Source organism: Cypionkella sinensis (assembly GCF_042646385.1).
GTDB lineage: Bacteria > Pseudomonadota > Alphaproteobacteria > Rhodobacterales > Rhodobacteraceae > Cypionkella > Cypionkella sinensis.
Genome location: NZ_JBHRTO010000001.1, coordinates 532,000 through 556,460, shown reverse-complemented (window position 1 = coordinate 556,460; position 24,461 = coordinate 532,000). Strand labels below are relative to the sequence as shown.

The 24,461-nt window shown below is 62.2% G+C and carries 23 protein-coding genes; 11 read left to right on the top strand and 12 right to left on the bottom strand.

Annotated elements, in window-relative coordinates; genetic code table 11:
- The first annotated feature begins 96 nt into the window (after positions 1-96).
- The 9 genes from ACFOGH_RS02735 to ACFOGH_RS02695 all read left to right on the top strand — a co-directional run bounded on the left by ACFOGH_RS02735 (position 97) and on the right by ACFOGH_RS02695 (position 7,382).
- Positions 97-864, top strand: coding sequence for a DNA repair protein (locus ACFOGH_RS02735; RefSeq protein WP_380071512.1), 768 nt, complete (start codon positions 97-99; stop codon positions 862-864).
- Between the two features lie 60 nt (positions 865-924).
- Positions 925-1,689: a YoaK family protein gene (locus tag ACFOGH_RS02730; protein WP_380071511.1), complete on the top strand. Its 765-nt coding sequence runs from the start codon at positions 925-927 to the stop codon at positions 1,687-1,689.
- On the top strand, positions 1,686-2,108 hold the full coding sequence (locus ACFOGH_RS02725) for a paraquat-inducible protein A (protein WP_380071510.1): 423 nt from the start codon (positions 1,686-1,688) through the stop codon (positions 2,106-2,108). Before ACFOGH_RS02730 ends, ACFOGH_RS02725 begins: the two co-directional genes overlap by 4 nt.
- Before the next feature lie 30 nt (positions 2,109-2,138).
- Positions 2,139-3,497 (top strand): DNA repair protein RadA, encoded by a 1,359-nt coding sequence (gene radA, locus ACFOGH_RS02720; RefSeq protein ID WP_380071509.1) that lies wholly within the window; start codon positions 2,139-2,141, stop codon positions 3,495-3,497.
- A 47-nt stretch (positions 3,498-3,544) separates the two neighbouring features.
- Positions 3,545-4,156: a CvpA family protein gene (locus ACFOGH_RS02715; protein WP_380071508.1), complete on the top strand. Its 612-nt coding sequence runs from the start codon at positions 3,545-3,547 to the stop codon at positions 4,154-4,156.
- A gap of 111 nt (positions 4,157-4,267) precedes the next feature.
- The gene (purF, locus tag ACFOGH_RS02710) at positions 4,268-5,731 is read left to right on the top strand and encodes an amidophosphoribosyltransferase (protein ID WP_380071507.1); all 1,464 of its coding nucleotides are present in this window, start codon (positions 4,268-4,270) and stop codon (positions 5,729-5,731) included.
- Complete coding sequence (locus ACFOGH_RS02705) at positions 5,728-6,078, top strand: iron chaperone (RefSeq protein ID WP_380071506.1); 351 nt, start codon at positions 5,728-5,730, stop codon at positions 6,076-6,078. Before purF ends, ACFOGH_RS02705 begins: the two co-directional genes overlap by 4 nt.
- Positions 6,075-6,620 carry a hypothetical protein gene (locus ACFOGH_RS02700; protein WP_380071505.1) on the top strand — a complete coding sequence of 182 codons (546 nt, stop codon included), beginning with the start codon at positions 6,075-6,077 and terminating at the stop codon, positions 6,618-6,620. Before ACFOGH_RS02705 ends, ACFOGH_RS02700 begins: the two co-directional genes overlap by 4 nt.
- Before the next feature lie 105 nt (positions 6,621-6,725).
- Positions 6,726-7,382, top strand: coding sequence for an SDR family NAD(P)-dependent oxidoreductase (locus ACFOGH_RS02695; protein ID WP_380071504.1), 657 nt, complete (start codon positions 6,726-6,728; stop codon positions 7,380-7,382).
- 68 nt (positions 7,383-7,450) lie between these two features.
- Here the strand turns inward: ACFOGH_RS02695 and ACFOGH_RS02690 are convergent, their stop codons facing one another.
- The 7 genes from ACFOGH_RS02690 to ACFOGH_RS02660 form a co-directional block, all read right to left on the bottom strand.
- Positions 7,451-8,557 (bottom strand): cystathionine gamma-lyase, encoded by a 1,107-nt coding sequence (locus ACFOGH_RS02690; RefSeq protein ID WP_380071503.1) that lies wholly within the window; start codon positions 8,555-8,557, stop codon positions 7,451-7,453.
- Positions 8,558-8,676: 119 nt separating this feature from the next.
- Positions 8,677-9,576: an NAD(P)-dependent oxidoreductase gene (locus ACFOGH_RS02685; RefSeq protein WP_380071502.1), complete on the bottom strand. Its 900-nt coding sequence runs from the start codon at positions 9,574-9,576 to the stop codon at positions 8,677-8,679.
- A gap of 52 nt (positions 9,577-9,628) precedes the next feature.
- Positions 9,629-11,059, bottom strand: coding sequence for an aldehyde dehydrogenase family protein (locus ACFOGH_RS02680; protein WP_380071501.1), 1,431 nt, complete (start codon positions 11,057-11,059; stop codon positions 9,629-9,631).
- A gap of 7 nt (positions 11,060-11,066) precedes the next feature.
- The gene (locus tag ACFOGH_RS02675; RefSeq protein WP_380073957.1) at positions 11,067-12,620 is read right to left on the bottom strand and encodes a trimethylamine methyltransferase family protein; all 1,554 of its coding nucleotides are present in this window, start codon (positions 12,618-12,620) and stop codon (positions 11,067-11,069) included.
- A 75-nt stretch (positions 12,621-12,695) separates the two neighbouring features.
- Complete coding sequence (locus tag ACFOGH_RS02670) at positions 12,696-13,520, bottom strand: isocitrate lyase/PEP mutase family protein (protein ID WP_380071500.1); 825 nt, start codon at positions 13,518-13,520, stop codon at positions 12,696-12,698.
- The gene (locus tag ACFOGH_RS02665; RefSeq protein ID WP_380071499.1) at positions 13,517-15,964 is read right to left on the bottom strand and encodes a GcvT family protein; all 2,448 of its coding nucleotides are present in this window, start codon (positions 15,962-15,964) and stop codon (positions 13,517-13,519) included. The genes ACFOGH_RS02670 and ACFOGH_RS02665 overlap by 4 nt, the downstream gene beginning before the upstream one ends.
- Before the next feature lie 99 nt (positions 15,965-16,063).
- Positions 16,064-18,496: a GcvT family protein gene (locus ACFOGH_RS02660; RefSeq protein ID WP_380071498.1), complete on the bottom strand. Its 2,433-nt coding sequence runs from the start codon at positions 18,494-18,496 to the stop codon at positions 16,064-16,066.
- Positions 18,497-18,624: 128 nt separating this feature from the next.
- On the opposite strand from ACFOGH_RS02660, the gene ACFOGH_RS02655 reads away from it, so the two are divergent.
- The gene (locus ACFOGH_RS02655) at positions 18,625-19,491 is read left to right on the top strand and encodes a LysR family transcriptional regulator (RefSeq protein ID WP_380071497.1); all 867 of its coding nucleotides are present in this window, start codon (positions 18,625-18,627) and stop codon (positions 19,489-19,491) included.
- Positions 19,492-19,588: 97 nt separating this feature from the next.
- On the opposite strand, the gene ACFOGH_RS02650 is transcribed toward ACFOGH_RS02655, so the two are convergent.
- Complete coding sequence (locus ACFOGH_RS02650; protein ID WP_380071496.1) at positions 19,589-20,548, bottom strand: CehA/McbA family metallohydrolase; 960 nt, start codon at positions 20,546-20,548, stop codon at positions 19,589-19,591.
- Positions 20,549-20,724: 176 nt separating this feature from the next.
- Between ACFOGH_RS02650 and ACFOGH_RS02645 the strand changes: the two genes are divergently transcribed.
- Positions 20,725-21,012 carry an ArsR/SmtB family transcription factor gene (locus ACFOGH_RS02645; protein ID WP_380073956.1) on the top strand — a complete coding sequence of 96 codons (288 nt, stop codon included), beginning with the start codon at positions 20,725-20,727 and terminating at the stop codon, positions 21,010-21,012.
- Positions 21,013-21,027: 15 nt separating this feature from the next.
- On the opposite strand, the gene ACFOGH_RS02640 is transcribed toward ACFOGH_RS02645, so the two are convergent.
- From ACFOGH_RS02640 to ACFOGH_RS02625, 4 genes are all read right to left on the bottom strand, one after another.
- On the bottom strand, positions 21,028-21,927 hold the full coding sequence (locus ACFOGH_RS02640; RefSeq protein ID WP_380071495.1) for a hypothetical protein: 900 nt from the start codon (positions 21,925-21,927) through the stop codon (positions 21,028-21,030).
- Positions 21,924-22,487: an acyltransferase gene (locus tag ACFOGH_RS02635; RefSeq protein WP_380071494.1), complete on the bottom strand. Its 564-nt coding sequence runs from the start codon at positions 22,485-22,487 to the stop codon at positions 21,924-21,926. Before ACFOGH_RS02635 ends, ACFOGH_RS02640 begins: the two co-directional genes overlap by 4 nt.
- Positions 22,475-23,629: a dTDP-4-amino-4,6-dideoxygalactose transaminase gene (gene rffA / locus ACFOGH_RS02630; RefSeq protein WP_380071493.1), complete on the bottom strand. Its 1,155-nt coding sequence runs from the start codon at positions 23,627-23,629 to the stop codon at positions 22,475-22,477. Before rffA ends, ACFOGH_RS02635 begins: the two co-directional genes overlap by 13 nt.
- A gap of 98 nt (positions 23,630-23,727) precedes the next feature.
- Entirely contained in the window at positions 23,728-24,456 is a 729-nt protein-coding gene (locus ACFOGH_RS02625; RefSeq protein ID WP_380071492.1) for an SDR family oxidoreductase, read from the bottom strand.
- Positions 24,457-24,461 lie beyond the last annotated feature (5 nt).

The window sequence follows — 24,461 nt, the reverse complement described above, 5'->3', positions numbered from 1 at the left end:
ACTGCGATTTCAGCAAAATGTTTGCAAATTTTCGTCAATTCGGAAAGGTATTCTTTGAAAGCAAGTCGCAAAGCGGCGTGGCTGGTCGGGGGTATCATGTCAGTGAATTGGCGCGAGACGGCGCAGACAGCGCGCATCGTGGTGCAAACGGCAGCACAGGGGATGATCGTGGCATTGGCGCTGATCCTGATCGCCGCCAGCGTTGCTGCCGCCCTTGGCCTATTGCCTTGGCCACAGATTGCCTTGTTCTTCGGCGGCACCGCCCTGCCCAATGCCGGGATGTGGCTGCAACTGGGGCTGACGCTGATGGTCGTGTTAATGACCTTCTATCTGCCCGCCAATTCCCGCATGTCCCGGCTAGAGCGCAGCCACCGCAGCTTTGCGATGGGGCGCGAGGATGTTGCGCAAGCCTACCGTCAAGCCCATGCAGCCGACCGCGCCGGGGCCTTCGCGCTGTCAGGCGAGTTTGAGGCAATGCGCGCCCGGATGGAGCATCTGCGCCAGCACCCGGATTTTCAGCATCTGGAACCGGAACTTCTGCAACTCGCCGCACAGATGAGCGTCGAGACCCGCGATCTGGCGCAGGCCTATTCCGATATCAAGGTCGCCCGTGCTAAGAACTTTCTGCAACAGCGACAAGAGGAAGTGCAGCAGTTGACTGACCGTCTGGTCATCGCGCAGCGCACCTGTGACGAACTCCGCCGCTGGATGGGAGATGTGCAGGCCGAAGAAATGCAGGCGCAGGTGCAACTGAAACGGCTTGAGGCAGATCTGAAGGAAATCCTGCCGACCTTGGGCTATGATTTCGATCTGGAGGATCACCGCGACGCCAATGTGGTGGCCCTGCCGAAACCCGGCAAATAGTGCCCTTGCGCCAGAAGTTTGGCGGCGTAACACTGCACGGCGAACCAACCTGAGCCGCACATGCCCCGCCCGCCCCATCGCCAAGCCGATACGCCCACGCCCAGCCGCGCCATCGGCCCCAGATCGCAGGTCCTGCGCCGTGCGCGGCTGATCGCAGCGCATCACCGCGCGGCAAGCTCTGACCGCGCGCTTGCCCTGATCCTTGCCGCCATCGCCGGGTCGGCCAATGCGGGCGGCTTTATTCTCTTGGGCAGCTATACCTCGCATATGACCGGCTATCTTTCGGCGATCGCCGATAACCTTGTGCTGCAAAATCTTGCCCTTGTCGGGCAAAGCCTTTTGGCGATTAGCCTGTTCATCTGCGGCGCGGCCAGTTCGGCCATCGTGATCAACTGGGGTCGTGCTCACAAACCTACGCATCAGTATTCCCTGCCCATCGGCTTGCAAGGCGCGTTGCTGGCAGCCCTTGCCGCCTTGGGGGCGACACCGCTGCCCGAAGCCATCGCCCATCCGCTGAGCCTTGGGCTTTTGTGCTTCATCATGGGCCTGCAAAACGCCACCATCACCAAAATCTCGTACGCCCGCATCCGCACCACCCATGCGACTGGCATGATCACCGATGTCGGCATCGAGCTCGGCCGTGCCGTCTATGGCCGCGCCTTTCATGCCCCGATCCATGCCGACCGCGCCAAACTGGGCATCCTGTTGCAACTGTTGGGCACTTTTCTGCTGGGCGGCATCATCGGCGCGCTGGGATATGGGCTGATCGGATTTGCGTTTTCTCTGCCGCTTGCCGCCATCCTTCTGACGCTGGCCTTGCTGTGAAGTACCTTAACCTCGCGCTGCTGATCCTGTTCCCGGTGGCATGGTTCGCGCCCTTGCTGCGCGCCGCTTTGCTGCCGATCTTTGGCATGGATGAAATCTCGGTGATCACCGGGCTGCAATCCCTTTGGGGCAGCGACCCCGCCTTTGCGCTGCTGGTGACGTTTCTGGCGATCTTTGCCCCCTTCGCCAAAACCCTTGGCCTTGCGCTGATCCACTTTGGCTTGCTGTCGCCGAAAACCCTGCCCGCACTGCATATCCTGGGCAAACTTGCGATGGCCGAAGTCTTCCTGATCGCCCTTTACCTGATCATCGCCAAGGGTGCCGGCTATGTCACGATTGAAACCGGCTGGGGCCTTTACCTGTTCACCGTCTGCATCATTGTGTCGCTGTTCATATCGCACAAAACGGAAACATCTTGAGGCTGGGCCGATTTCCGGGCATGGAAAGCCATGAGCAAGAACTCCCCCACCTTCACCTGCACCACCTGCGGCGCATCCCATCGCAAATGGATCGGCAAATGCGAAGGTTGCGGCAGCTGGAACACCTTGGTCGAGGAAGCCCCGCTGTCGGCTGGCCCGAAAGCCTTGGGCGGCAAGGGCCGCGCCATCCACCTTACCGACCTTGCCACGGTGGGCGAGGCGCCGCCGCGCGCATCCTCGGGCATTGACGAATTAGACCGTGTGCTGGGCGGCGGCCTTGTGCCTGCCTCGGCCATCCTTGTCGGCGGCGATCCGGGCATCGGCAAATCCACCCTGCTTTTGCAAGCCGCCGCATCCTTCTCGCGTCACGGCGTCAAGTGCCTGTATATTTCGGGCGAGGAAGCCACTGCCCAAGTGCAAATGCGCGCCGCCCGTCTGGGCCTTACACAATCGCCCGTTGCCTTGGGTGCGGAAACCAACCTGCGCGACATCCTGACCACGCTTGATAACGAACGCCCCGGCTTGGCGATCATCGATTCGATCCAGACCATGTGGCTCGATACGGTCGATAGCGCCCCAGGCTCGGTCTCCCAAGTCCGTGCTGCCGCACACGAGCTCGTGACCTTCGCCAAACGCCGTGGCGTGGCGGTGATCCTCGTGGGCCATGTCACCAAAGACGGCCAGATCGCTGGCCCGCGCGTCGTCGAACATATGGTCGATACCGTGCTCTATTTCGAAGGCGAGCGTGGCCACCAATTCCGCATCCTGCGCGCGGTGAAAAACCGCTTCGGTCCGGCGGATGAAATCGGTGTGTTCGAGATGACCGGCGACGGGCTGCAACAAGTCCTTAACCCCTCGGCGCTATTCCTGTCAGAGCGCGGCCAGCCCACCCCCGGCTCGGCGGTTTTTGCAGGTATCGAAGGCACCAGACCCGTGTTGACCGAAATTCAGGCCCTTGTCGCGCCCTCGCCGCTTGGCACGCCGCGCCGCACCGTGGTGGGTCTCGACTCAGGCCGCCTCTCAACCATCCTCGCCGTGCTGGAAGCCCGCTGCGGCATCCCGTTTGCGGGGCTTGATGTGTTCCTCAACGTCGCAGGCGGGATGCGCGTGACCGAACCCGCCGCCGATCTTGCCGTCGCCGCTGCGCTGATTTCGGCCCGCGAAGACGTCAGCATCCCGCCGGAAACAGTGTTATTCGGAGAAATCAGCCTTTCCGGGGCACTCCGCCCGGTCAGTCAGACCGAAAACAGGTTGAAAGAAGCCGCAAAACTTGGTTTCTCACAGGCAATCGCGCCCAAGGGGTCTAAACTTGGGCAGGTCGAGGGCATGAAGGTGCGGCAAATGCCGGATCTGACCGCCTTTGTCGGTGAAATGTTCGGGGCCGGCTAACGCCTCGGGGAAATGTTTGGGGCGGGCTAAGCCTTTAGGAGCGGAAGATGGAAGGTTTTACCCTTGTTGATGCAGGCGTCGCGGGCATCATCGTGCTATCGGCGATCCTCGCCTATTCGCGCGGCTTCGTGCGCGAAGTGATGGCGATTGTCGGCTGGGTCGGCGCCGCTGTGCTGGCCTACATGTTCGCGGCGCAGGCGCAGCCGCTGGTCAAGGAAATCCCCGCTGTCGGCAAGTTTCTCGAAAACTGCGAGTTGTCGCTGATCGCAGGCTTTGCCGCCGTCTTTGCCGTCGGCCTGATCATCGCCGCTTTGTTCACGCCGCTGTTCTCTTCGGTGGTGCAACGCTCGGTGCTGGGCGGTCTGGATCAGGGTCTGGGCTTTCTGTTCGGCGTCGTGCGCGGCGTCTTGCTGGTCGGCATCGCCTTTCTGGTATACGACCGCGCCGTCGCCGCAAACACCGTGCCGATGGTGGATAATTCGCGCTCGGCCAAGATCTTCGCCTCGTTCCAAGGCGACATCAACTCGGCCGTGCCGACCGATGCGCCCAACTGGGTGGTAGCGCGCTATAACGAGTTGACCGCCACCTGTGCGCGCGAAACCACTGTAACGCCGCAAATCGCGCCCACGACCGCGCCAGAAACCGCACCGTCGAACTGATTGCACAGCCTCTCTGCCGCAATGCAGCATAAAGACGGGTAACAGGGGGGTGACATTGCCCCCCTTTCGCCCTACATGAGGGGCGCGAACGAACCCGGATTCGGAGGCTCCATGCAACCCTTCTATGCCCATCCTTTCGACGATGATAAGCTGAAGGAGGAGTGCGGGATTTTCGGCGTGATCGGCGTCTCTGATGCCTCGAACTTCGTCGCCCTCGGCCTGCACGCCCTGCAACACCGCGGGCAAGAGGCAGGCGGCATCGTCTCCTACGATCCGAAAACCGGCTTCAACTCGGCCCGCCGCTTTGGCTATGTCCGCGACAATTTCACCAAAGCCGATGTGATGGAAACCCTGCCGGGCAGCTTGGCCATCGGCCATGTCCGCTATTCCACCGCCGGATCAAAAGGCGCCACCGCCATCCGCGACGTGCAGCCGTTCTTTGGTGAGTTTTCCATGGGCGGGGCCGCCATCGCCCACAACGGCAACCTCACCAACGCCGCCGCCCTGCGCCGCGAGTTGATCGAGCGCGGCAGCATTTTCCAATCCTCGTCGGATTCCGAGTGCATCATTCACCTGATGGCGCGCTCGATCCAGAAGAACATCTCGGAACGCATCAAAGACGCGCTGCGCCGGGTCGAAGGCGCGTTCTCGGTGGTGGCGATGACCCGCACCAAGCTGATCGGCGTGCGCGATCCCCTGGGCGTGCGCCCGCTGGTTCTGGGCCGCATCGGCGATTCCGCTTGGGCGCTGTCCTCCGAAACCTGCGGCCTCGACATCATTGGCGCCGAATTCGTGCGTGAGATCGAACCCGGCGAAATGGTGGTGATCGAAGACGGCAAGGTGCAATCCACCCGCCCCTTCACCCCAGCCAAATCGCGGTTCTGCATCTTTGAACATGTCTATTTTAGCCGCCCCGACAGCATCCTCGGCGGTCGCTCGGTCTATGAAACCCGCCGTCAGATCGGTGTGGAATTGGCAAAAGAGGCCCCGGTTGACGCCGATCTCGTTTGCCCCGTGCCCGATTCCGGCACGCCCGCCGCCATCGGCTACAGCCAGCAATCCGGCATCCCCTACGCCATGGGCATCATCCGCAACCAATACATGGGCCGCACCTTTATCGAGCCGTCGGAATCCATCCGCAACATGGGCGTGCGCCTGAAACTCAACGTCAACCGCGCGCTGATCAAAGGCAAACGGGTGATCCTGGTCGACGACTCAGTCGTGCGCGGCACCACAAGCCGCAAAATCAAAGACATGATCCTCGAGGCCGGCGCGGCCGAAGTCCACTTCCGCATCGCAAGCCCGCCCACCGCTTGGCCATGCTTTTACGGCGTCGATACCCCCGAACGCTCCAAACTCCTCGCCGCGACGATGACCGAGGATGAAATGCGCGACTGGATCGGCGTCAACAGCCTCAAGTTCATTACCCTCGACGGCCTCTACCGTGCCGCAGGTGAAGCTGCGGGCCGCGATGCCGCATCGCCGAAATATTGCGACGCCTGCTTCTCGGGCGAATACCCGATCGCCCCTTCGGACAAGATCGAGGAAGGCTTCCAGATGAAAGCGGCAGAATGAGCGCAGAGGTAGACAGCTACCTTTCCGCCCTGCCGCCAAGCTTCCGGGCCGCAGCCGAAGCGCTGCGCGCCCAACTCAAAACCCTGCTGCCCGACCATATCGAATGCATGTCCTACGCCATGCCTGGCTTCCGCGCACCGGGCCCAAAAGGCAAGATGGTCGCAGGCTACGCCGCCTTCACCCACCACCTCGGGCTTTATCCGCACTCTGGCAACATCATCGCCAAGATCGACTGCACCCCCTTCAAAACCTCGAAATCCGGCGTTCTGTTCACCCCGGATCACCCCCTTCCCCCGGCGCTGGTCGCGAAAATCATCCACGCCCGCCAAGCTGAACTGGCCCCATGACCCAAGTATTCGTCCTTTGCACCGGCCGCTGCGGCTCAAAAACCTTCACCCGCGCAGCCGAACATATGACAAACTTCACCGCGAAACACGAATCGCGTACACACCTGCTGGGCACCAACCGTTTCGCCTATCCGGACAACCACATCGAGGTCGACAACCGTCTCGCGTGGTGGACGGGCAAGCTCGATGCCAGCTTCGGCGACACCCCGTTCTATGTCCACCTCACCCGTGACCGTGACGCCGTTATCCAATCCTACGTCGCGCGCAAGAACTACGGCCTTGTGAAAGCCTATCGCGACACCATGCTGTGCAATCTCGTGCTGCGCAAACCCAAGACCGATATCACAGCGATTGCCGAGGATCTGGTCGATACGATCACCAGCAACATCACCTACTTCCTGCGCGACAAGACCAAAGTCATGCAGATGCAGGTCGAAACCATGCAGCAGGATTTCCCGAAATTCTGGGATTGGATCGGTGCCAAAGGCGATCTTGACGCCGCGATGGCCGAATGGAGCGTGCGCCACAACGCCACGGAATAACTTCGCCACCCGGCTATCCCCGCCTCTTGCCCTTTCACATTGGCTCAAATACTCCCGCCGTAGGCATCCAACGCCACCGCCAAACCCGCGCTTGAAGGACAAACCATGACAGACCGCCTCGCCCTGATCACCGGAGCCTCGCGTGGACTGGGTGCCGCTATGGCCGAACAACTCTGTGCGCGGGGCTGGCATGTCGTGGCAGTGGCGCGCACCGTGGGTGGCTTGGAAGACCTAGACGACCGTATCAAGACGCTGGGCTTGCCCGGCATGGGGGCCGTCACACTGGCGCCGATGGATGTCACCAATGACGATGCGATGCGGCATCTTTGCCTGTCGATCCATCAACGCTGGGGTAAACTGGACCTCTGGGCGCATACTGCGGTGCATGCAGCGCCGCTCGCCCCGGCAGGATCGCTGGATGTCAAGGATTGGGACAAAAGCATCGCCACCAACGTCCGCGCCACCGGCACGCTGATCCCGATGATCGAGCCTTTACTGCGCGCAGGCGAAGGTCAGGCGATGTTCTTTGAGGATCCGCGCGCGGGTGAGAAATTCTTTGGCGCTTACGGTGCCAGCAAGGCGGCGCAAATCGCACTTGCCCGCAGTTGGGCTGCTGAAACTGCTGCCATCGGCCCAAAGGTGCGCATCGAAACCCCTGCCCCGATGCCCACCGCCACCCGCGCGCGGTTCTTTCCGGGCGAAGACCGCGCCCCGCTGATCGCACCGCGCGACGAGGCTGCGCGGCTGATCAACCTGCTCTGACGCGCGCGACAGGCTTCGGAATTTTACAAAAATTCCGTGCCGATTTCTGTCCCAGAAATCGCGCGGCGTCAGGCGTTCAGCGCTGCTTCCATCGCGCTCCACAGCGGCTCCAGCGGCTCGATCCCCACCGACAGCCGGATAAAGCCGGGGTCAACTTTATCACCCCAGCGCGCACGCCGCTCGCCCGAAGTATGGGTGCCGCCAAAGCTGGTCGATTGCACGATATAGCGGCAATCCGCCAGAAACCGCTCGGCCCGGGCCTCATCTGCCAGCTCAAAGCCGATTAGAAAGCCAAATCCCTGCATCTGCGCTTTGGAAATCTGGTAAGACGCGTCGCCCTCCAGACCCGGATAGCGCAGATTTCTCACCGCGCCATGCGCCTGCAACCGCTCGGCGATCACGTGGGCAGAGGCGCACATCCGTTCCAGACGGAGTTCCAGCGTCTCGATGCCGCGGTGGACTTGCCATGCCTCGAACGGGCCAGGGACAGCGCCTGACAGGCGGCGCCAATCCTTCACGCGGGCCATCAAGGCCGCATCCCGCCCGGCGACATGGCCGAACAGCACGTCGGAATGGCCTGCGGGGGCTTTGGTATCGGCGGCCACGACCAGATCGGCACCGAGGTCGAGGGGGCGTTGCAGCAACGGGGTCATGGTGGTGTTGTCCACGATCACCACCGCCCCGGCTGCGCGGGCGCGGGCAGAGACGGCGGCGATGTCGATCACGTCGAGACCTGGGTTCGACGGGGTTTCCAGATAGACCACGCTTGCGCCGGTGAAATCATGGGCGGCGTAGGCGGCGGTGGCAATCTCGACCACCTCGACGCCGAACGGGGCGAGAAACCCCTCGGACAGCACGCGGGTCACGTAGTAGCCGTCGGCGGGGATGATCAGCTTGGCCCCGACTTTCAGCGTGGCCATCAGGGCCGCCGAAATCGCGGCCATGCCGGAGGGGAAGCTGATGCAGGGGGCGTCCTCCAGCAAGGCGAGCTGATCTTCGACCGCCTCCCACGTGGTCATGCCGTTGCGGCCGTAGAAATGGCTCGCCCCCGCTACCTCGGGCAGATGGAAGGTCGCGGCGGGGACGATGGGCAGGCTGATTGGATCGCCTTTTTTCAGGCCAGCGCTGCGGTGATGCAGCAGTTGGGCGGCGCGGGTCTGAGAGGCTCTATCCATCGTTCTTTCCATGGTCCCAACTCGGGACCAAAAAACCTTTATCCATTTCCAAGGCTTAGGGTGGTGACTTTAAGACATTTTTAACAGTTTCGCCGAAAAGTCCCCCCGTCTGCAAGCCGCTATTCCAACCGTGCCGGGAAACCTTCGGCGCGCAGATCGGTGCCGAGAAGGTCTTCCAGCAGCTTGGCGATCATCGGCGATTGCGCCTCGCCCCCATAGGCCGCCTTCGCCGCGATATAGGTCTGGTTGGTCATCGAGGCGAGATCCAGCGGCACGCCAAATTCCTTGCCAAAGCCCAAGGCAAAACCCAGATCTTTCAGCGCCAGATCGACGTTGAACGCCACATCATACGACCCGTTCAAAATCAGCGCGCCTTCGGTTTCATGCACGAAACTGTTGCCGGACGAGGCCGCAATCGCATGCCAAGACTGCGCCAGATCAAGCCCGCCGCGCTTGGCCAGCATCAATGCCTCGGATGTGGCTTTCAGATGGATGAAGGCCAGCATGTTGGTGATCACCTTGATAATACAGGCTGATCCCAGCGGCCCCATGTGGAAAATCTTGTCGCCCATGGCCTGCATCGCCGCGTGGTGCAAATCAAACAGGTCTTTGTCGCCCCCTGCCAGCATGGTGATCTTGCCCTGATAGGCCAGATGCACGCCGCCCGTGACGGGAAGTTCCATCATCCGCACACCTGACTCCGCGGCAACGGCTGCAAGTTTCAGCACATCATCGCGGCCCAAGGTGGACATCTCAAGCCACGAAGCCCCCGGCTTCATCTGCGGCAGGATACCCCGCAGCACCCGTTCCGACACGGCGGGCGATGGCAGGCAGGTGATCACATGATCAACCGACGCCGCCAAAGCCTCGGCACTGGTGGCCAGCACCGCGCCTTGCGCGACCAAAGGGGCGGCCAAGGCGGGGTTCAGATCGTAAACCGTGACCTGAAAGCCAGCTTTCAGCAAACAGCCCGCACAGGCGGCCCCGAGGTTGCCGAGGCCGATGTATCCGTAATGCATGGTAAGTCCTATGGAATGGGGGGCGGCAGCACCCGCCCCCGGTTTACGCGCCTCAGTCGCCGTAGCCGACGATGCCCTTGATTTCGCAGAAGTCGTGGATGCCCCAATCGGCATATTCACGGCCGTTGCCCGACTGTTTGTAACCGCCGAAAGGCGCTGACGTGTCCCAATCGGGGTAGTTCAGGTTGACGGTGCCGGCACGCAGACGGCGGGCGACGGGTTTGGCGTCTTCCACCGGGCCTGCGATATAGGCGGCTAGGCCGTAAACCGTGTCATTAGCCATGCGCACGGCATCATCCACAGTGTCATAGGGCAGGATCGACAGCACCGGTCCGAAGATTTCTTCCTTGGAAATCGTCATCTCGTTCTGCACATCGCCGAAGATCGTCGGCTTGGCGAACCAGCCGTGGTTAAGCCCTGCGGGACGGCCCAAGCCGCCTGTGACCAAGGTTGCACCTTCGTCAATCCCGGCCTGGATCAGGCGCTGCACCTTCTCCCACTGGGTTTTCGAGATCAGCGGCCCCATCGTGGTGGTCGTAAGCGTCGGATCGCCGGGGATGATCGCCTCAGCGGTTTCCTTGGCGACGGCCAAGGCTTGCGCCTGCTGATCGCGCTGCACGAACATCCGGGTCGGCGCGTCGCAGGATTGGCCGGTGTTGGACATGATGGCATTGACGCCCGCCGCCACCGCTGCGGCAATATCTGCCGAGGGAAGGATGATGTTGGCAGATTTCCCGCCCAACTCCTGCGCCACACGCTTGACGGTCGGGGCAGCGGCAGCAGCCACAGCAGTGCCTGCGCGGGTCGAGCCGGTGAAAGAGACCATATCCACCTCGGGGTGCGCCGACATCCGCGCGCCAACCTCCGGGCCGGTGCCGTTCACCAAGTTGAAGACGCCCGGTGGCACGCCCGCCTCGTGGCAGACTTCGGCGAACAGCACGCCCGACAGCGGGGCGATTTCCGACGGTTTCAGCACCATGGTACAGCCTGCGATCAGCGCAGGTGCCACTTTGCAGGCGATCTGGTTCATCGGCCAGTTCCACGGCGTGATCAAGGCACAAACGCCGATGCCTTCATGCACGATGCGGGTGGTGCCGCGCGAATATTCCCAAGCCATTTCCTCGGCGGCCTTGATGGTCGCCTCGATATGCACCTGCCCTGCCCAAGCCTGCGCGCCCCGCGCCCATTCAATCGGCGCGCCCATTTCGGTGGACATGGCTTGCGCGAAATCCTCGTAGCGGGAATTGTAGACCTCAAGGATGCGCTTCACGAGGTCGATGCGCTTTTGCACCGGCCAGACGGTATAGGCATCAAACGCGGCGCGGGCGGCGGTGATGGCGGCGTCAATGTCGGCTTGGTTGCCCAAGGCGACTTCGGCCACGATTTCCTCGGTCGCCGGATTTTCCACACCCATCCGCGCGGCAGAGTTCGGCTGAACCCACGCGCCGTTGATGTAGAATTTGGTCATGTTGGCAGAGATCATGGCATCCTCACTGGAAGTAGATGTTGTATTTGGCGCGGATGATGCGGTCGATCTCGGGATCAATCACGTTTCCAGCCTTGGCGAGGATACTATTCTTGCGCGCAATCGCGGCGTCAAGCAGCAGCGGCTTGCCGGCCTCGTTCCACTCTTTCGGCGACATACGGTTGCCGACAGCGGGGTAGATGTATTCGGTCTGCATCAGTTTCAGGGTCTGATCGCTGCCGAGGTAATGGCCGGGGCCGCCAAGGCAGACCTCCTTCATCGCCTCGATGCTGGTGCTGTCGGGGGTGACATCAATGCCGCGCACCAAGCGCATGGCTTGACCAAGCAGGTCATCGCCCAGAACAAGGGATTCAAGGCAGAACCCGAGAAGGCTGGCGTGCATGCCCACCGCTTCGTAGCACATGTTCAGGCCAGCGAGGCCCGCGAGCGAGTTGGTGATGCCCTGCTCCCACCCGGCCTGCATGTCGGGCAGTTTGCTGTCGGAAATGCCGCTGGCAGCGCCGCCGGGCAGGTCGTAGAAATGGTGCATCTGCGCACAGCCAGCGGTCAGCAGCGCCTGTTCGGCAGAACCACCCGACATCGCCCCGGTGCGCAGATCGGACACGAAAGGCCAAGTGCCAAAGATGCAGGGCGCACCTTTCTTGATCGCGTTGGCATAGACCACACCGGCAAGACACTCCGCCATCGCCTGCACTATGGTCAGCGCAATGGGCGCCGGAGAGGTCGCCCCCGCCTGCCCTGCTGACAGCAGCAGCATCGGCATGCCACGGCGGATGCAATCCTCCATCGTGATGCAGGATTCCTCGGCGAATTTCATCGGCGGCACGACGAAGCAGTTGGAATTGCTGACAAAGGGGCGTTCGCGCCATTTGTCTTCGCCACCCGCCACGGTGTAGATCATATCGAAACAAGCCGCGACATGCGACGGGTCAGAGAAGCTGGTGCCGACGTGTTTCTTGGTGCCCGCAAGGCAACCATAAAGCGTGTTCAGGTCCATTTCCTGATTGTCCACCACATCGCGGCAAACCATCGTGCGCTGGTAGAAGTGGATATTGTCAAGGTTATCCACCAGACGCGCCGCGTCATACAGATCCTGTGCGGTGGACTCACGATAATCAAGGCTGACAGGGTCCACGATATGCACCGCCGCCCCGGCTGTGCCGAAATGCACATTGTTGCCGGTCAGGTGCAGGTCATGCTTAGGATCACGGGCGTGCAGGGTGATGCCACGCGCGGCGACGGCCAGCATATCCTCGACCAAGGCGCGCGGGAAGCGAATGCGGCCATCGTCGCCCTGAATCGCCCCGGCTTCGGTCAACAGCTTGACGCCCGAGGGCGGGGCCTGCGAAAGGCCGATCTGCTCCAGCGCGTCAAGCGCTGCGGCGTGGATCTGTTGAATCCCGGCGTCGGTCAGCGGTTTATACTGCCCGCCCGCCATACCGCCGCGCACCGGCCTCACGTCATCGGCCAAAGGTGCAGCCCGCAACGCCACCCGTGCGGTGCGCCCCCCCGAACGCCGCGCGCGCGCGGGTTCACAAACTTCGCCCATCTCTGCCATATCGCTCATCTTATGCCCTTTCACTTTGGCACAAATACTCTGGGGGTCTGGGGGCTAGCCCCCAGCCGTAACCTTTCAAACAGCGCCGCGCGCCAACATCTCATCCACCGCATCACCCGACATCGTTGCGGCCAAGGGCGCAAAAGACCCCTGCCCCAGCATTGCCGCCACCGCATCCCGGATCACCGCATGCGTTGCCCGCGCGATCTGGCTGCCCGTCGAAATCCGCCGCACACCCATCGCAGCCAGTTCGGCCACGCTAAGCGTCTTCAGCGGCCCCGCCGCCAAAGCGTTGACCGGCTTTGACACCGCAGCCAAAACCTGCGCCAGTTCTGCCTTGCCCGGCGGCACCGGCAAATAAAGCAGATCCGCCCCGGCCGCTTCAAACGCCTGCAAACGTCGGATGCCCTCGGCCAGGTCATAGGTGCCGTTCATCACGCCATCGGCGCGGGCGCAGAACACGAAAGGCCGCCCCAGCGCGCGGGTGGCAGCAACGGCCGCGCGCACGCGCTCCAGCGCCAGATCAAAGGCGTAGGATGAGGCATCGGCAGGGTTGGTATCCTCGACAGAACAGCCCGACAGGCCCACTTCGGCGGCAAGCCGAATGGTCTCGGCCACGCCGTCAGGATCATCGGCAAAGCCATTCTCGAAATCGCCCGACACCGGCAGCGGGGTTGCTGCCACCAGTATCTCGGCATGGGCCAAAGCCTCATCCCGGCTGACGCCGCCGATATCGGGGCGGCCCATGGTGAAAGCATGCGCGGCAGAGGAGGTCGCCAAAGCCTTGGCCCCCAGCGCCGCCATCATCCGCGCCGAGCCCACATCCCATGGGTTCGGGATCACGAAGCAGCCGTGCTGGTGCAGATCCCAAAACGCCTGATGCCGTGCGGCCAGCGTCATGCCTTGATCCTTTCCGATTTCGGATCATACATCGGCGCAAGCGAGGCAATCGCCGCGTGCCGCACGCCTGCGACCTCGATTTCGTAGCGGCTGCCAAGGATATCGGCGTCCGATTGCCCTTTGCAGGGCACATAGCCAAGGCCGATGGCACCGCCGAGGAAATGGCCATAGTTGCCACTCGTCACCGGGCCGACGATCTTGCCATCGCGCACCACGGCTTCGTTGTGGAACAGCAAGGGGGCCGGATCAGCCAAGCGGAACTGCACCAGCTTGCGATCCAAGCCCGCCTCGGCCTTGGCCAGCACGGCATCGCGCCCGATGAAGCTTGGCTTTTTCTTCGAGACCGCAAAGCCCAGACCCGCCTCAAGCACATGATCTTCATCGGTAATGTCATGGCCGAAGTGGCGATAGGCTTTCTCGATCCGGCAGGAATCCAGCGTGTGCAGCCCGCACAGCTTCAGCCCCAGTTCGGCCCCGGCCTCTTCCAAAGCCTCAAACACATGCGCGGTCTGATCGGCGGAGACATATAGCTCCCAGCCAAGTTCGCCGACATAAGTGACGCGATGTGCCCGCGCGATCCCCATGCCGACCTCAATCTGGCGCATGGTGCCGAAGGGATGCGCGGCGTTAGAGAAATCGTTCGGGCTGACGCGCTGCATCAGATCGCGCGATTTCGGCCCCATCACGCACAGCACCGATTCCGCAGCCGTCATATCGGTGATCACCGCGAAAGCATCGCCCACATGGCGGCGCAGCCAGGCCAGATCACGCTGCAAGGTCGCCCCCGGCACCACGGCAAGGAAGGCGGTTTCCGACAGCCGGGTGACGGTCAGATCGCTTTCGATGCAGCCCTTCTGGTTCAGCATCTGGGTGTAAACAATGCGGCCCACGGCCACATCCATCTCGGCGGCGCAAACCTTGTTCAGGAAGGCGCAGGCATCGCGGCCCTCAATGCGGATTTTGCCGAACGAGGTCATATCGAAGAAGCCGACGCCATTGCGGACCGCCAGATGCTCGGCCTTCTGGTTTTCGAACCAGTTCTGCCGCTGCCAGCTATAGCGATATTCGCGCTCCTGCCCCTCATTGGCGAACCAGTTTGCACGCTCCCAGCCCGCAACCTCGCCAAACACCGCGCCGCGCGCCTTCAGATGTTCATGCAGCGGCGTGCGCCGCACACCGCGGGCGGTGGCGACTTGGCGGTAGGGGAAGTGATCGGCGTAGAGCAGGCCAAGGGTTTCGGTGACACGTTCTTTCAGATATTTGCGGTTCTTCTGGAACGGCTGGGCGCGGCGAATATCGACCTCCCACAGATCGAAGGGCGCTTCGCCTTCGACAATCCAATGCGCCAGCGCCATGCCCGCGCCGCCAGATCCGGCAATGCCGACCGAATTATAGCCTGCCGCCACCCAGTAGCCACCCAGCTCCGGCGCTTCACCCAGGTAATAGCGGTCGTCGGGGGTAAAGCTTTCCGGGCCGTTGAAGAAGGTGTGGATGCCAGCGGTCTGAAACAGCGGCATCCGGTTCATCGCGTCTTCAAGGATCGGTTGGAAATGGTCCCAATCCTCGGGCAACGTGTCGAACATGAAATCCTCACGGATACCGTTCATGCCCCAAGGCTTCGCCACGGGCTCAAACGCGCCGATCATCATCTTGCCAGCGTCAGATTTGTAATAGGCGCATTCATCCGGCACCCGCAGCACCGGCAGATGGCCCAAGCCCTGAACAGGTTCGGTGATCAGGTAGAAATGCTCGCAGGCGTGCAGCGGCAGGGTGACGCCGCTGGCCTCGGCCAGATCGCGTCCCCACATACCGCCGCAGTTCACCACCACATCGGTCGCGATATGGCCCGGCTCGCCATTGGCATCGACATAATCGACGCCGGTGACTTTGCCATTCGCCTTGGTGACGCCGGTGACTTTTGTATGCTCAAAAATCTGCGCGCCCCGCATACGCGCGCCTTTGGCCAAGGCCATGGCAATATTGGCGGGGTCGCATTGGCCATCCAGCGGCAGATGCACCGCCCCCACCACATCCGACACGTTCAGATGCGGATACATCGCTTTCACCTCTGACGGCGAGATTTCGGTGACATCCACGTCGAAAATCCGCGCCACCGTGGCCTGACGCAGCAACTCCTCGCGCCGCGCTTCGGTCAACGCCACCGAGATGCTGCCGACCTGCCGCATCCCCGTCTCCACCCCGGTCTCTGCGGCAAGCTTCACATACAAATCCGCCGAATATTTCGCCAACCGGGTCATATTGGCGCTGCCACGCAACTGCCCGATCAGCCCTGCCGCGTGCCATGTCGTCCCACTGGTCAACTGCTTGCGCTCCAGCAGCACCACATCGCTCCAGCCCATCTTGGCCAGATGATAGGCCACCGAGCAGCCCGAGACGCCGCCGCCAATCACCACCGCCCGCGCTTTGTTCGGAATCTGAGCCATCACTTGTCTTTCATCTTGGCGAAAATACTCTGGGGGTCGGGGGCTAGCCCCCCGCTTGGGGAGGGTCCGGGGGGGGCTTGCCTCCCCCGGCTTGGGCGCTCACGCGCGGATGCGCTCGTTCTTTGCATCCCACAGCGGCGCGTCGGCCTGCACCACCGCCGGATAGCGTTTGCCGAAAATCTCCACCTCAACCGCTTGCCCCGGCTGGTTCAGATCGGCGCGCAGCATGCCAAGCCCGATGCAGGCGCCGACGCGGTGGCCAAAGTAGCCGCTGGTCAACTCGCCCACCACCTGATCACCCGACCAGATCGTTGACATGTAAGGCGGGTCTTGATCGCCTGCGTCGATCACCAAGGTCGCAAAACGCTTCGCCACGCCGCGTTGCTTTTGCGCCAGAAGCGCTGCCTTGCCGGGGAAATCCTGCGGTTTGTCGAATTTGATGAACCGCTCCAGCCCGCCTTCCAGCAGGGTGTAATCGGTGGAAAGATCGCCCTTCCACGCCCGATAGCCCTTTTCGATGCGCAAGGAATTCAGCGCGAACATGCCAAAGGGCTTGGCCCCCGCCGCCAGAATGGCGTCGTAAATCGCGGGCATCCGGGCGGGGGTGGCGTGGACTTCCCAGCCGAGTTCGCCAGCAAAGCTGACACGGAACAGCGCACAATCCTGCCCTGCCACCACGGCACCCTGCACCGACAGCCACGGCGCGGTCAGATCAGCACCAGTCAAACCTGCCAGCAATTCCCGAGACTTCGGCCCAGTCACGATCAGGCAGGTGAAATCATTGGTGCGGTCACGGAAGCTGAGCCCCGCAGGCAGATCGCGGCGCAGCCAGTCGCCATCGTGGCTTTGCGCCACGGCGGCAGTGATCAGCGTGAACGCATCCTCTTCGCGCCGCACCACCGACATTTCGGTGACAATCCGGCCCTTGTCGTCGGGGAAATAGGCCAGACCCATGCGGCCGACTTTCGGCAAAGCGCCCGAAATCCGGCCGGCAAGCCAATCCGCCGCCCCCGCGCCTTCAACCTCGAATCGCGAGAACCCCGGCAGATCCAGCACGCCCACGCCATCGCGCACGGCTTCACATTCGGCCTTCACCGCATCGAACCACGGGCCCTTGCGCGCCCAAGTGCGCTGCGCAGCCTCGGACGTATCGTCACCCGGGCGGGCATACCACAACGGGCGTTCCCAGCCGTTGAAAGGGCCGAATTGCGCGCCCAAAGCCGCAGTGCGCTCGTGCAGCGGCGACAGTTTTTTGCCCCGCCCTTCGCCCCAGACGTGATGCGGGAAGTGGATGGCGTATTCGTGGCCGTAAACCTCCATCCCCTTGGCGATGCAGTAGTCCTGATCCTCAAACCCGGTGAAGCGGCGCGGATCGCAAGACCACATATCCCATTCCGTCGCGCCTTGGGTGATCCATTCGGCCAAGACCTTGCCCGCGCCACCCGCTTGGCAAATGCCAAAGGTGAATACGCAAGCCTCGAACGCATTCGGCACGCCCGGCATCGGGCCGATCAGCGGGTTGCCGTCGGGGGTGTAGGGGATCGGGCCGTTGATCACCTTGGTCAGGGGTGCTGTCGCCAGCAAGGGCACCCGCGCCATGGCGTCGTTGATGTGCCACTCCAACCGCTCCAGATCATCCGGGAAGAGCTGGAAGCTGAAGTCTTCCGGGAACGGATCATCCTTGCTGATCCAATGCGCCTTGCAGTTGCCCTCATAGGGGCCAAGATTGAAGCCGTTTTTCTCTTGCCGCAGATAGTAGCTGCTGTCGACATCGCGCAACAGCGGCAGCTTGTGGCCAACGGCCTTGGTGCGGGCCTCGACCTCGGGGATGGTGTCGAACAGCATGTATTGGTGGCTCATCACCATCATCGGCACATCGCGGCCAAACCATTTGCCGACCTCGCGCGCATAGTAACCCGCGGCGTTGACGACGATTTCGCAGCGAATGTCGCCCTTGTGGGTTTCCACCACCCATTCATCGCCTTCGCGCCGCACGCCAGTTGCGGGGCAGAAACGTTCAATGCGCGCGCCCATCTGACGCGCGCCTTTCGCGAGGGCCTGCGTCAACTGCGCCGGGTCAATATCACCGTCGTAGGGGTCATAGAGCGCGCCCACCAGATCATGCGTGGCGATGAAGGGGTAAACTTCGGCAATCTGATCCGGCGTCAGGATCTTCAGATCCATGCCCTGATAGCGGCCCATGCCGACAACCCGCTCAAATTCCTGCAGGCGTTCGGGGGTGTGGGCCAAGCGGACAGAGCCGGTGACGTTGTAGTTCATCGGGTAATCCACCGCCTCGCCCAAGCCACGGTAAAGCTCGGCCGAATAGCGCTGCATGTTCATGATCGACCACGACGACGAAAACGTCGGCACATTGCCCGCGGCATGCCAGGTGCTGCCTGCGGTCAACTCGTTCTTTTCCAGCAGAACGCAATCGGTCCAGCCCGCTTTGCACAGATGATAGAGGCTGGATGCCCCAACAGCGCCGCCCCCAATGATGACAACGCGCGCGGTTTTCGGAAAATCTGACATGCTCACTCCGGGGTCTTTGCCGCCCTGTTATCGGGCGGCGGCTTTAGGGTTTCAATTCCCCCAAAGCTGCGCTATTGATCGAATGAACCGATCAGATCATAACTGCGGACGAACGGCGGAGCGGACCCATGCAAATCGAACTTCTTGATACCTTCCTTGACCTTGTGGAAACCCGCAGCTTTCACCGTACCGCCGAGCGGCTGGATGTGACTCAATCCACCGTTTCGGCCCGCGTGCAGACGCTTGAGGCGGCGGTAGGCGTGCGGTTGTTCACAAGGTCACGCGCGGGCACGGACCTGACCACCGAGGGTTTGCGGTTTGAAACCCATGCCCGGATGCTGCGCCGGGATTGGAACGAGGCCAAGCGTGCGGTGGCCCCCACGGGCGAGGCTGCGGCGATCATGCGGATTGGCATCCAGAACGATCTGGCCGATGCCTATATCGGTGATCTTCTGGCCGATTTCCGGCGGATGTTCCCGCAGATGGCATTCTATATCGAGCCGGATTATTCGGCGCAGATGTGCGCCGATATTGTCGCAGGCGTGCATGATTTCGCCGTGCTGTTCACCCCCAAACCGCATCCCGATCTGCATTTCGTCACGCTGGCCGACCTGCCCTATCGGCTGATCAGTTCCGATGCCGAAACCCGCGCTGAGATCAAACCCGAGACCTATATCTCGGGCCATTTCTCGGCGGCGTTTGAGCAGGCGCATCGCACCGCTTTGCCCGAATTGATCGGCGCGCCGTTGTCGGTGGGGCAAAGTTCCACCATCGCCTCGCTGTTGTTGGCGATGGGCGGGTCAGGGTTTGTCATGGCCGAAAAGGCCGCCGAAATGGTGGCGACGGGACGGTTCAAATATGTGGCGGATGTCGATGCGATCGACCAGCCGGTGTTTGCCGCAATGCATCTGCGCCAGCGGGTGTCAAAAGCCCACCGCAAGCTGACGCGGATGCTGGCAAAGCGGTTCCTGCGCAGCGATCCGGCACGCGGCTAAACCATCGCCGCCTCGGACTTGATCCGGGGACTCGTGCTGTGACCGGAGGCCCCGGATCAAGTCCGGTGCGACAGAGTTTATGCGATCAGCCGCGCGATTAACCTGCGACGCGCGGGTTCTTGCCCTGCACAAAGTCCACCCAGATCGGGTTCGACCAGGCGCGTTTGCCCGCCGCATCAATCACCGCCACCCGCACCCAAGGCGAATTGTTCAGCCGCGCCAATGGCACTTCGGCGCGGGTCAGCGATTGGCCATGCACCGCCTTGGCCCCGGTGCCATGGCCAAGTGCCACCACCGAAACCACCGCTGAACATTCGACGACAACATGATCGCCATCGATCCGCACGTCGCGCAATTCCGGCCCTTGGCTGGAATAGAAATGCCCCGCCTTTAGCGCAGCCAGCAAAGCCTCGGGCGTGTTGGCTTGCGATTTCACCATCACCCAGCCGCCGAAATAGTCGGGTTCCGAGAAATGCGCATCATCCGTCGCGACCATCGTCAACCGCCGGCCCTCGGTCAGCAACAGATCGGCAATCGCAAAGCCATCAGGGCGGTCGGCGCCGAAATCGCAGCCGGTGTTGTAAATCTCAACCGCATGGGCAGCGGTGATGCTGCGGGCATCGGCCAGCGTCAGGCCCGACCATTGTGGATGCGCAATCGCCACGAAAGCCCCCGCCGCCACCGCACGCGCTGCAATCTCGGGCCCGGTTTCCTGCCCTGCCATGGGAATGAAGCTGGGGCTGTTCGAGGGCGCAAAATCGGCGGGCAGGCCCACCGCCAAAATATGCCACAACTCACCGTTGGCCATTGCCCCGGAATGCAACTCGGCCCCCAGAATGGTGGTGAAATCGGCATCACGCATCGGCACGGTATCGACAATCGGATAGCCGTAGATTCCCACGAAATGATCGGTCAGCGCGATGAAATCATAGCCCTCGGCCTTGTAGCGGCGGCAGACTTCTTCGGGGGCCAGCACGCCGTCAGACCGGGTGGAATGGGTGTGCAGGTTGCCGCGCCAGAATTGGCCGGGGGCGGTGAAGGCGGGGTCGCGTTGCATCAGAGGCTCCTTGAAAATCTGCGGCGCAGAGTAACCATGCCAGCGCAACAGTCCAGTGACGCCCCCTCGCACAGCCCTGATATTCATGCTAACACTCATCAACAGCGCCGGGGAGGAGCCTTGCATTGGCCGGACTGACCACAGAACTTGCGCATAGCGCCCCCTCGCCGGATGAGATGGCCGCACGCGCGGCCGAGGCTGCGGCCTTTCTCAAGGCCCTGTCGCACGAAGGCCGGTTGATGATCTTGTGCCATCTGTCCTCGGGCGAGAAATCGGTCACGGCGCTTGAGGCTTTGATCGGCGCGCGGCAGGCGGCAGTCAGCCAGCATCTGGCACGCCTACGCAGTGAGGGTCTGGTTGCCGCGCGACGCGATGGCAAGGTGATCTTCTATGCCATCAAAGACCCCAAAGTGCGCGCCATGGTGGCGCTGGTTTATGAGATGTTTTGCGGCGATAAAGCCTGATCGCGTGCCCGGCAATCAGCGCGCGCCAAACCGCGCCTGCGTCAGATCGACAAAATCCTGCACAGTTTGCATCCCCTTGGTCTCTTGCGCCTGCAAGACCCCCAAGGTCAGATGCCGGGTGGCGCGGGCATGATCCAGGTCGTCCAGTCCGTAAGCCACCCCATAACGCGCCAAGGCATGCGATTGCACCCATTCTGCGCGTGACGGATAAAGGCCGGGGATCACCACACTGTCGCAGCCGCAGATCGCGGCATATTGCGAGTAAAGTGTCGCCTCGTCGTAGGAATAGAACGTGGTGCAGCGGTTGAAAACCTCGGCGACTTCGGCATGCGACATGCCATCAATCTGGATCGCCTGCGCGGTTTCAGGGATGCGCGGCTTGGCATCGCCCTTGCGCACAATATAGCAACTTCCCTGCCGATCTACGCGCGCCTCGTCGCGGTAAACCGGATTGATGCGCCAGACGAACAATTCCGGCGCGCCCCCGGTCAACTCGGGCAGATCGGACATTTCGCCTGCGCGAAAGAACATCTCACCGGTGGTAAAGCTGTAGGGCTGGCGCAGACCGGGCCGGTAAAGCAGCCAGCGCGCGATGTGGCGCGCGTTCAGCGGATTGCCGAGCGTGACCTCGGGATAAACCACGATACTGTCAGCCGTCAGATTACCCTGCCGCGCCACAGGCGTGTTCAATGTGGCGTCACGCTCGAACTTTGCGGCTTTCCACAGCCGACTGGGCCGCTGCAAGACCGCCTGCACCTGATCGCCCAGCGTCATGCGCGGCGTGTCCCAATGCCAAAGGTAAGCCTTCTCTCCCAACTGGTTCAACGCATGCACCAGCTGATGCAGAAAGATCGACCCGCCGCTGTCGGGATCATAGCCCGGCGCAAACACGATGTAATTGGGCCGCTTGGTCATGGCTTTTCCTGCGCCAGATATTCCCGCTCCAGCGCCAGCAGATCGCGGCTGCGGTTTTTCAGCTTTCGTGCGGGGCTGCCGGCACAGATCGTCCACGCATCGGTCGCGTGCAGCACAAGGGATGCCGCACCCACCGCCGAGCCCTCACCCAAGGCGACGCCCGGCGCAATCACCGCCCCTGCACCGACGATGCAATGACGCCCAATGCGCACGGCGGCATGACGCTCGACCTTATAGCGCGCGGGCACAGTCGGGTTGGTCATCGTGCCCCCCGAGTAATCATCGGACTGGGCAAAGACACAGACGCGGTAGGCAAGCCCCGAGAAATCCTCAAGCGTGATGCCGGGCACGCCACCTGCCACAAGACAAAACGGCGCGATATGCACGTTGCGCCCGATCATGACTCGCCCCGAGACGACGCAAAAGTCATCAATCCGGCTGTGATCGCCGATTTGCATCTGCTCTGCGCCATAGATCGCGGCCTTGTCGCTGATCTTGACGTTTTGCCCCAGATTGGCAAATCCCATCGCCCGCAACTGGCTGTCGCTCAGATATGCCACGTCGCCCCCGCAGGTTTCGCCATCAGATAATTGCGCGCCACGAAGATCACGCGGTCAATGTCCTGCCCCAGACCGAAATACATCGGCAGCCGCACCAACCGCGCCGAAACGTCATCTGTCACCGGCAGCGCGGCGTCGCTGCGGCCATAGCGCAGGCCTGCGGGGGCAGAGTGCAGCGGCACATAGTGGAACGGCGTAATGATCTCGGCCTGCCGCATATGCGCGATAAAGCCGTCGCGGTCGTCAATGTCGCGCATCATCAGATAGAACATATGGCCGTTGCCGGTGGTATCCGCTGGCGCATGGGGCAGACCGACGCGCCCCGATTGTTCAAGATCGTCAAAGGCTGTGGCGTAGTGATCAAATAGTGCGAGACGCCGGTGCTGGATCATTTCTGCCTGATCCAACTGACCATACAGGAAAGCCGCAATCAACTCGCCCGGCAGGAACGATGACCCAATGTCGACCCAGGTGTATTTGTCGACCTGACCGCGCAAAAAGCGCGAGCGGTTGGTGCCTTTCTCGCGGATGATCTCGGCACGCTCGACCAGATCGCCGCGGTTCAGCGTCAGCGCGCCACCCTCGCCGCTGATGATGTTCTTGGTTTCGTGAAAGCTGAAGGCGGCCAGATCACCCAAAGACCCCGCGAGCCTGCCCTTGTAGGTCGAGCCCAGCGCCTGCGCGGCATCCTCGACCAACAGCAGATCATGCGCGCGGGCAATTTCGGCCAAACGATCCATATCGGCTGGAAAGCCTGCATAATGCACCGCAAAAATCGCACGGGTGCGGCTGGTGACAGCGGCGGCAGTCTTGTCAGGATCGATATTCAGGCTGTCTTGGTCGATATCGACAAACACCGGCACCGCACCCCGCAGGGCCACTGCATTGGCGGTCGAGACGAAGGTGAACGAAGGCATGATCACCTCATCCCCCGGTTTCAGATCGGCCAGAATCGCCGCCATCTCTAGCGCAGCCGTGCAGGAATGGGTCAGCAGGGCGGCGCGCGCCCCGGTCATGGCGACGATCTGTTCCGAACACCGCTTGGTGAACAGCCCATCGCCCGAAAGCTGGCCGCGATCCACCGCCTGTTGCAGAAAGCTGAACTCTTGCCCAACGACAGCTGGTTTATTGAACGGAATCAAGATTTACACCACTTCCCACTTGCACAGCGCTGGCTCTATCGTGGCCCGAACGCCGATGCCGCACTAGCGACTTTTGCCACCCTCGGCAATGCGCAGGCTTAACCGCGCCCGATATAGGGCATGTCGCGCGCCATGATGGTCATGAATGGCACGTTCACCGATAGCGGCAGGCTGGCCATGTGCAGAACGGCTTCGGCCACATGGGTCACATCCATCACCGGCTCGACCGCGATCTGGCCGTTCGCTTGCGGCACGCCTTTGGTGAATTGCGCGGCCATTTCGGTCAGCGCGTTGCCGATGTCGATCTGCCCAGCGGCAATGTCAAAGGCGCGGCCATCCAGCCCCAGCGTTCGGGTTAGCCCCGTGACCGCATGTTTGGACATGGTGTAAGGCACAGAACCCGGCCGCGGCACATGCGCCGAGATGGACCCGTTGTTGATGATCCGCCCGCCCCGCGGCGACTGATTCCGCATCATCCGAAACGCCGCCCGCGCACACAGAAACATGCCCGTGATATTGGTGTTGCTGACCGCAAGCCATTGTTCCACCGAGATTTCGTCAATCGTCGCGGCGGGGGCGGAAATGCCTGCATTGTTGAACAGCACATCCAGCCGAGGCAGCTTGGCAAAGGCGGCCTCCACCTCGGCAGGATTACTGACATCGGCAGGCAGCAACGTGGCCGCATGCGTGCCAGCCGTTTCAGCCAAAGCTTCGGCCCTGCGCCCCATAAGCGCCGCGTTCCAGCCCGCCGCCAAGAACAGCCGCGCCGTCGCCCGGCCAATGCCAGACCCCGCGCCAGTGATCAGAATATGTTTGTTCTCGCTCACGTTCG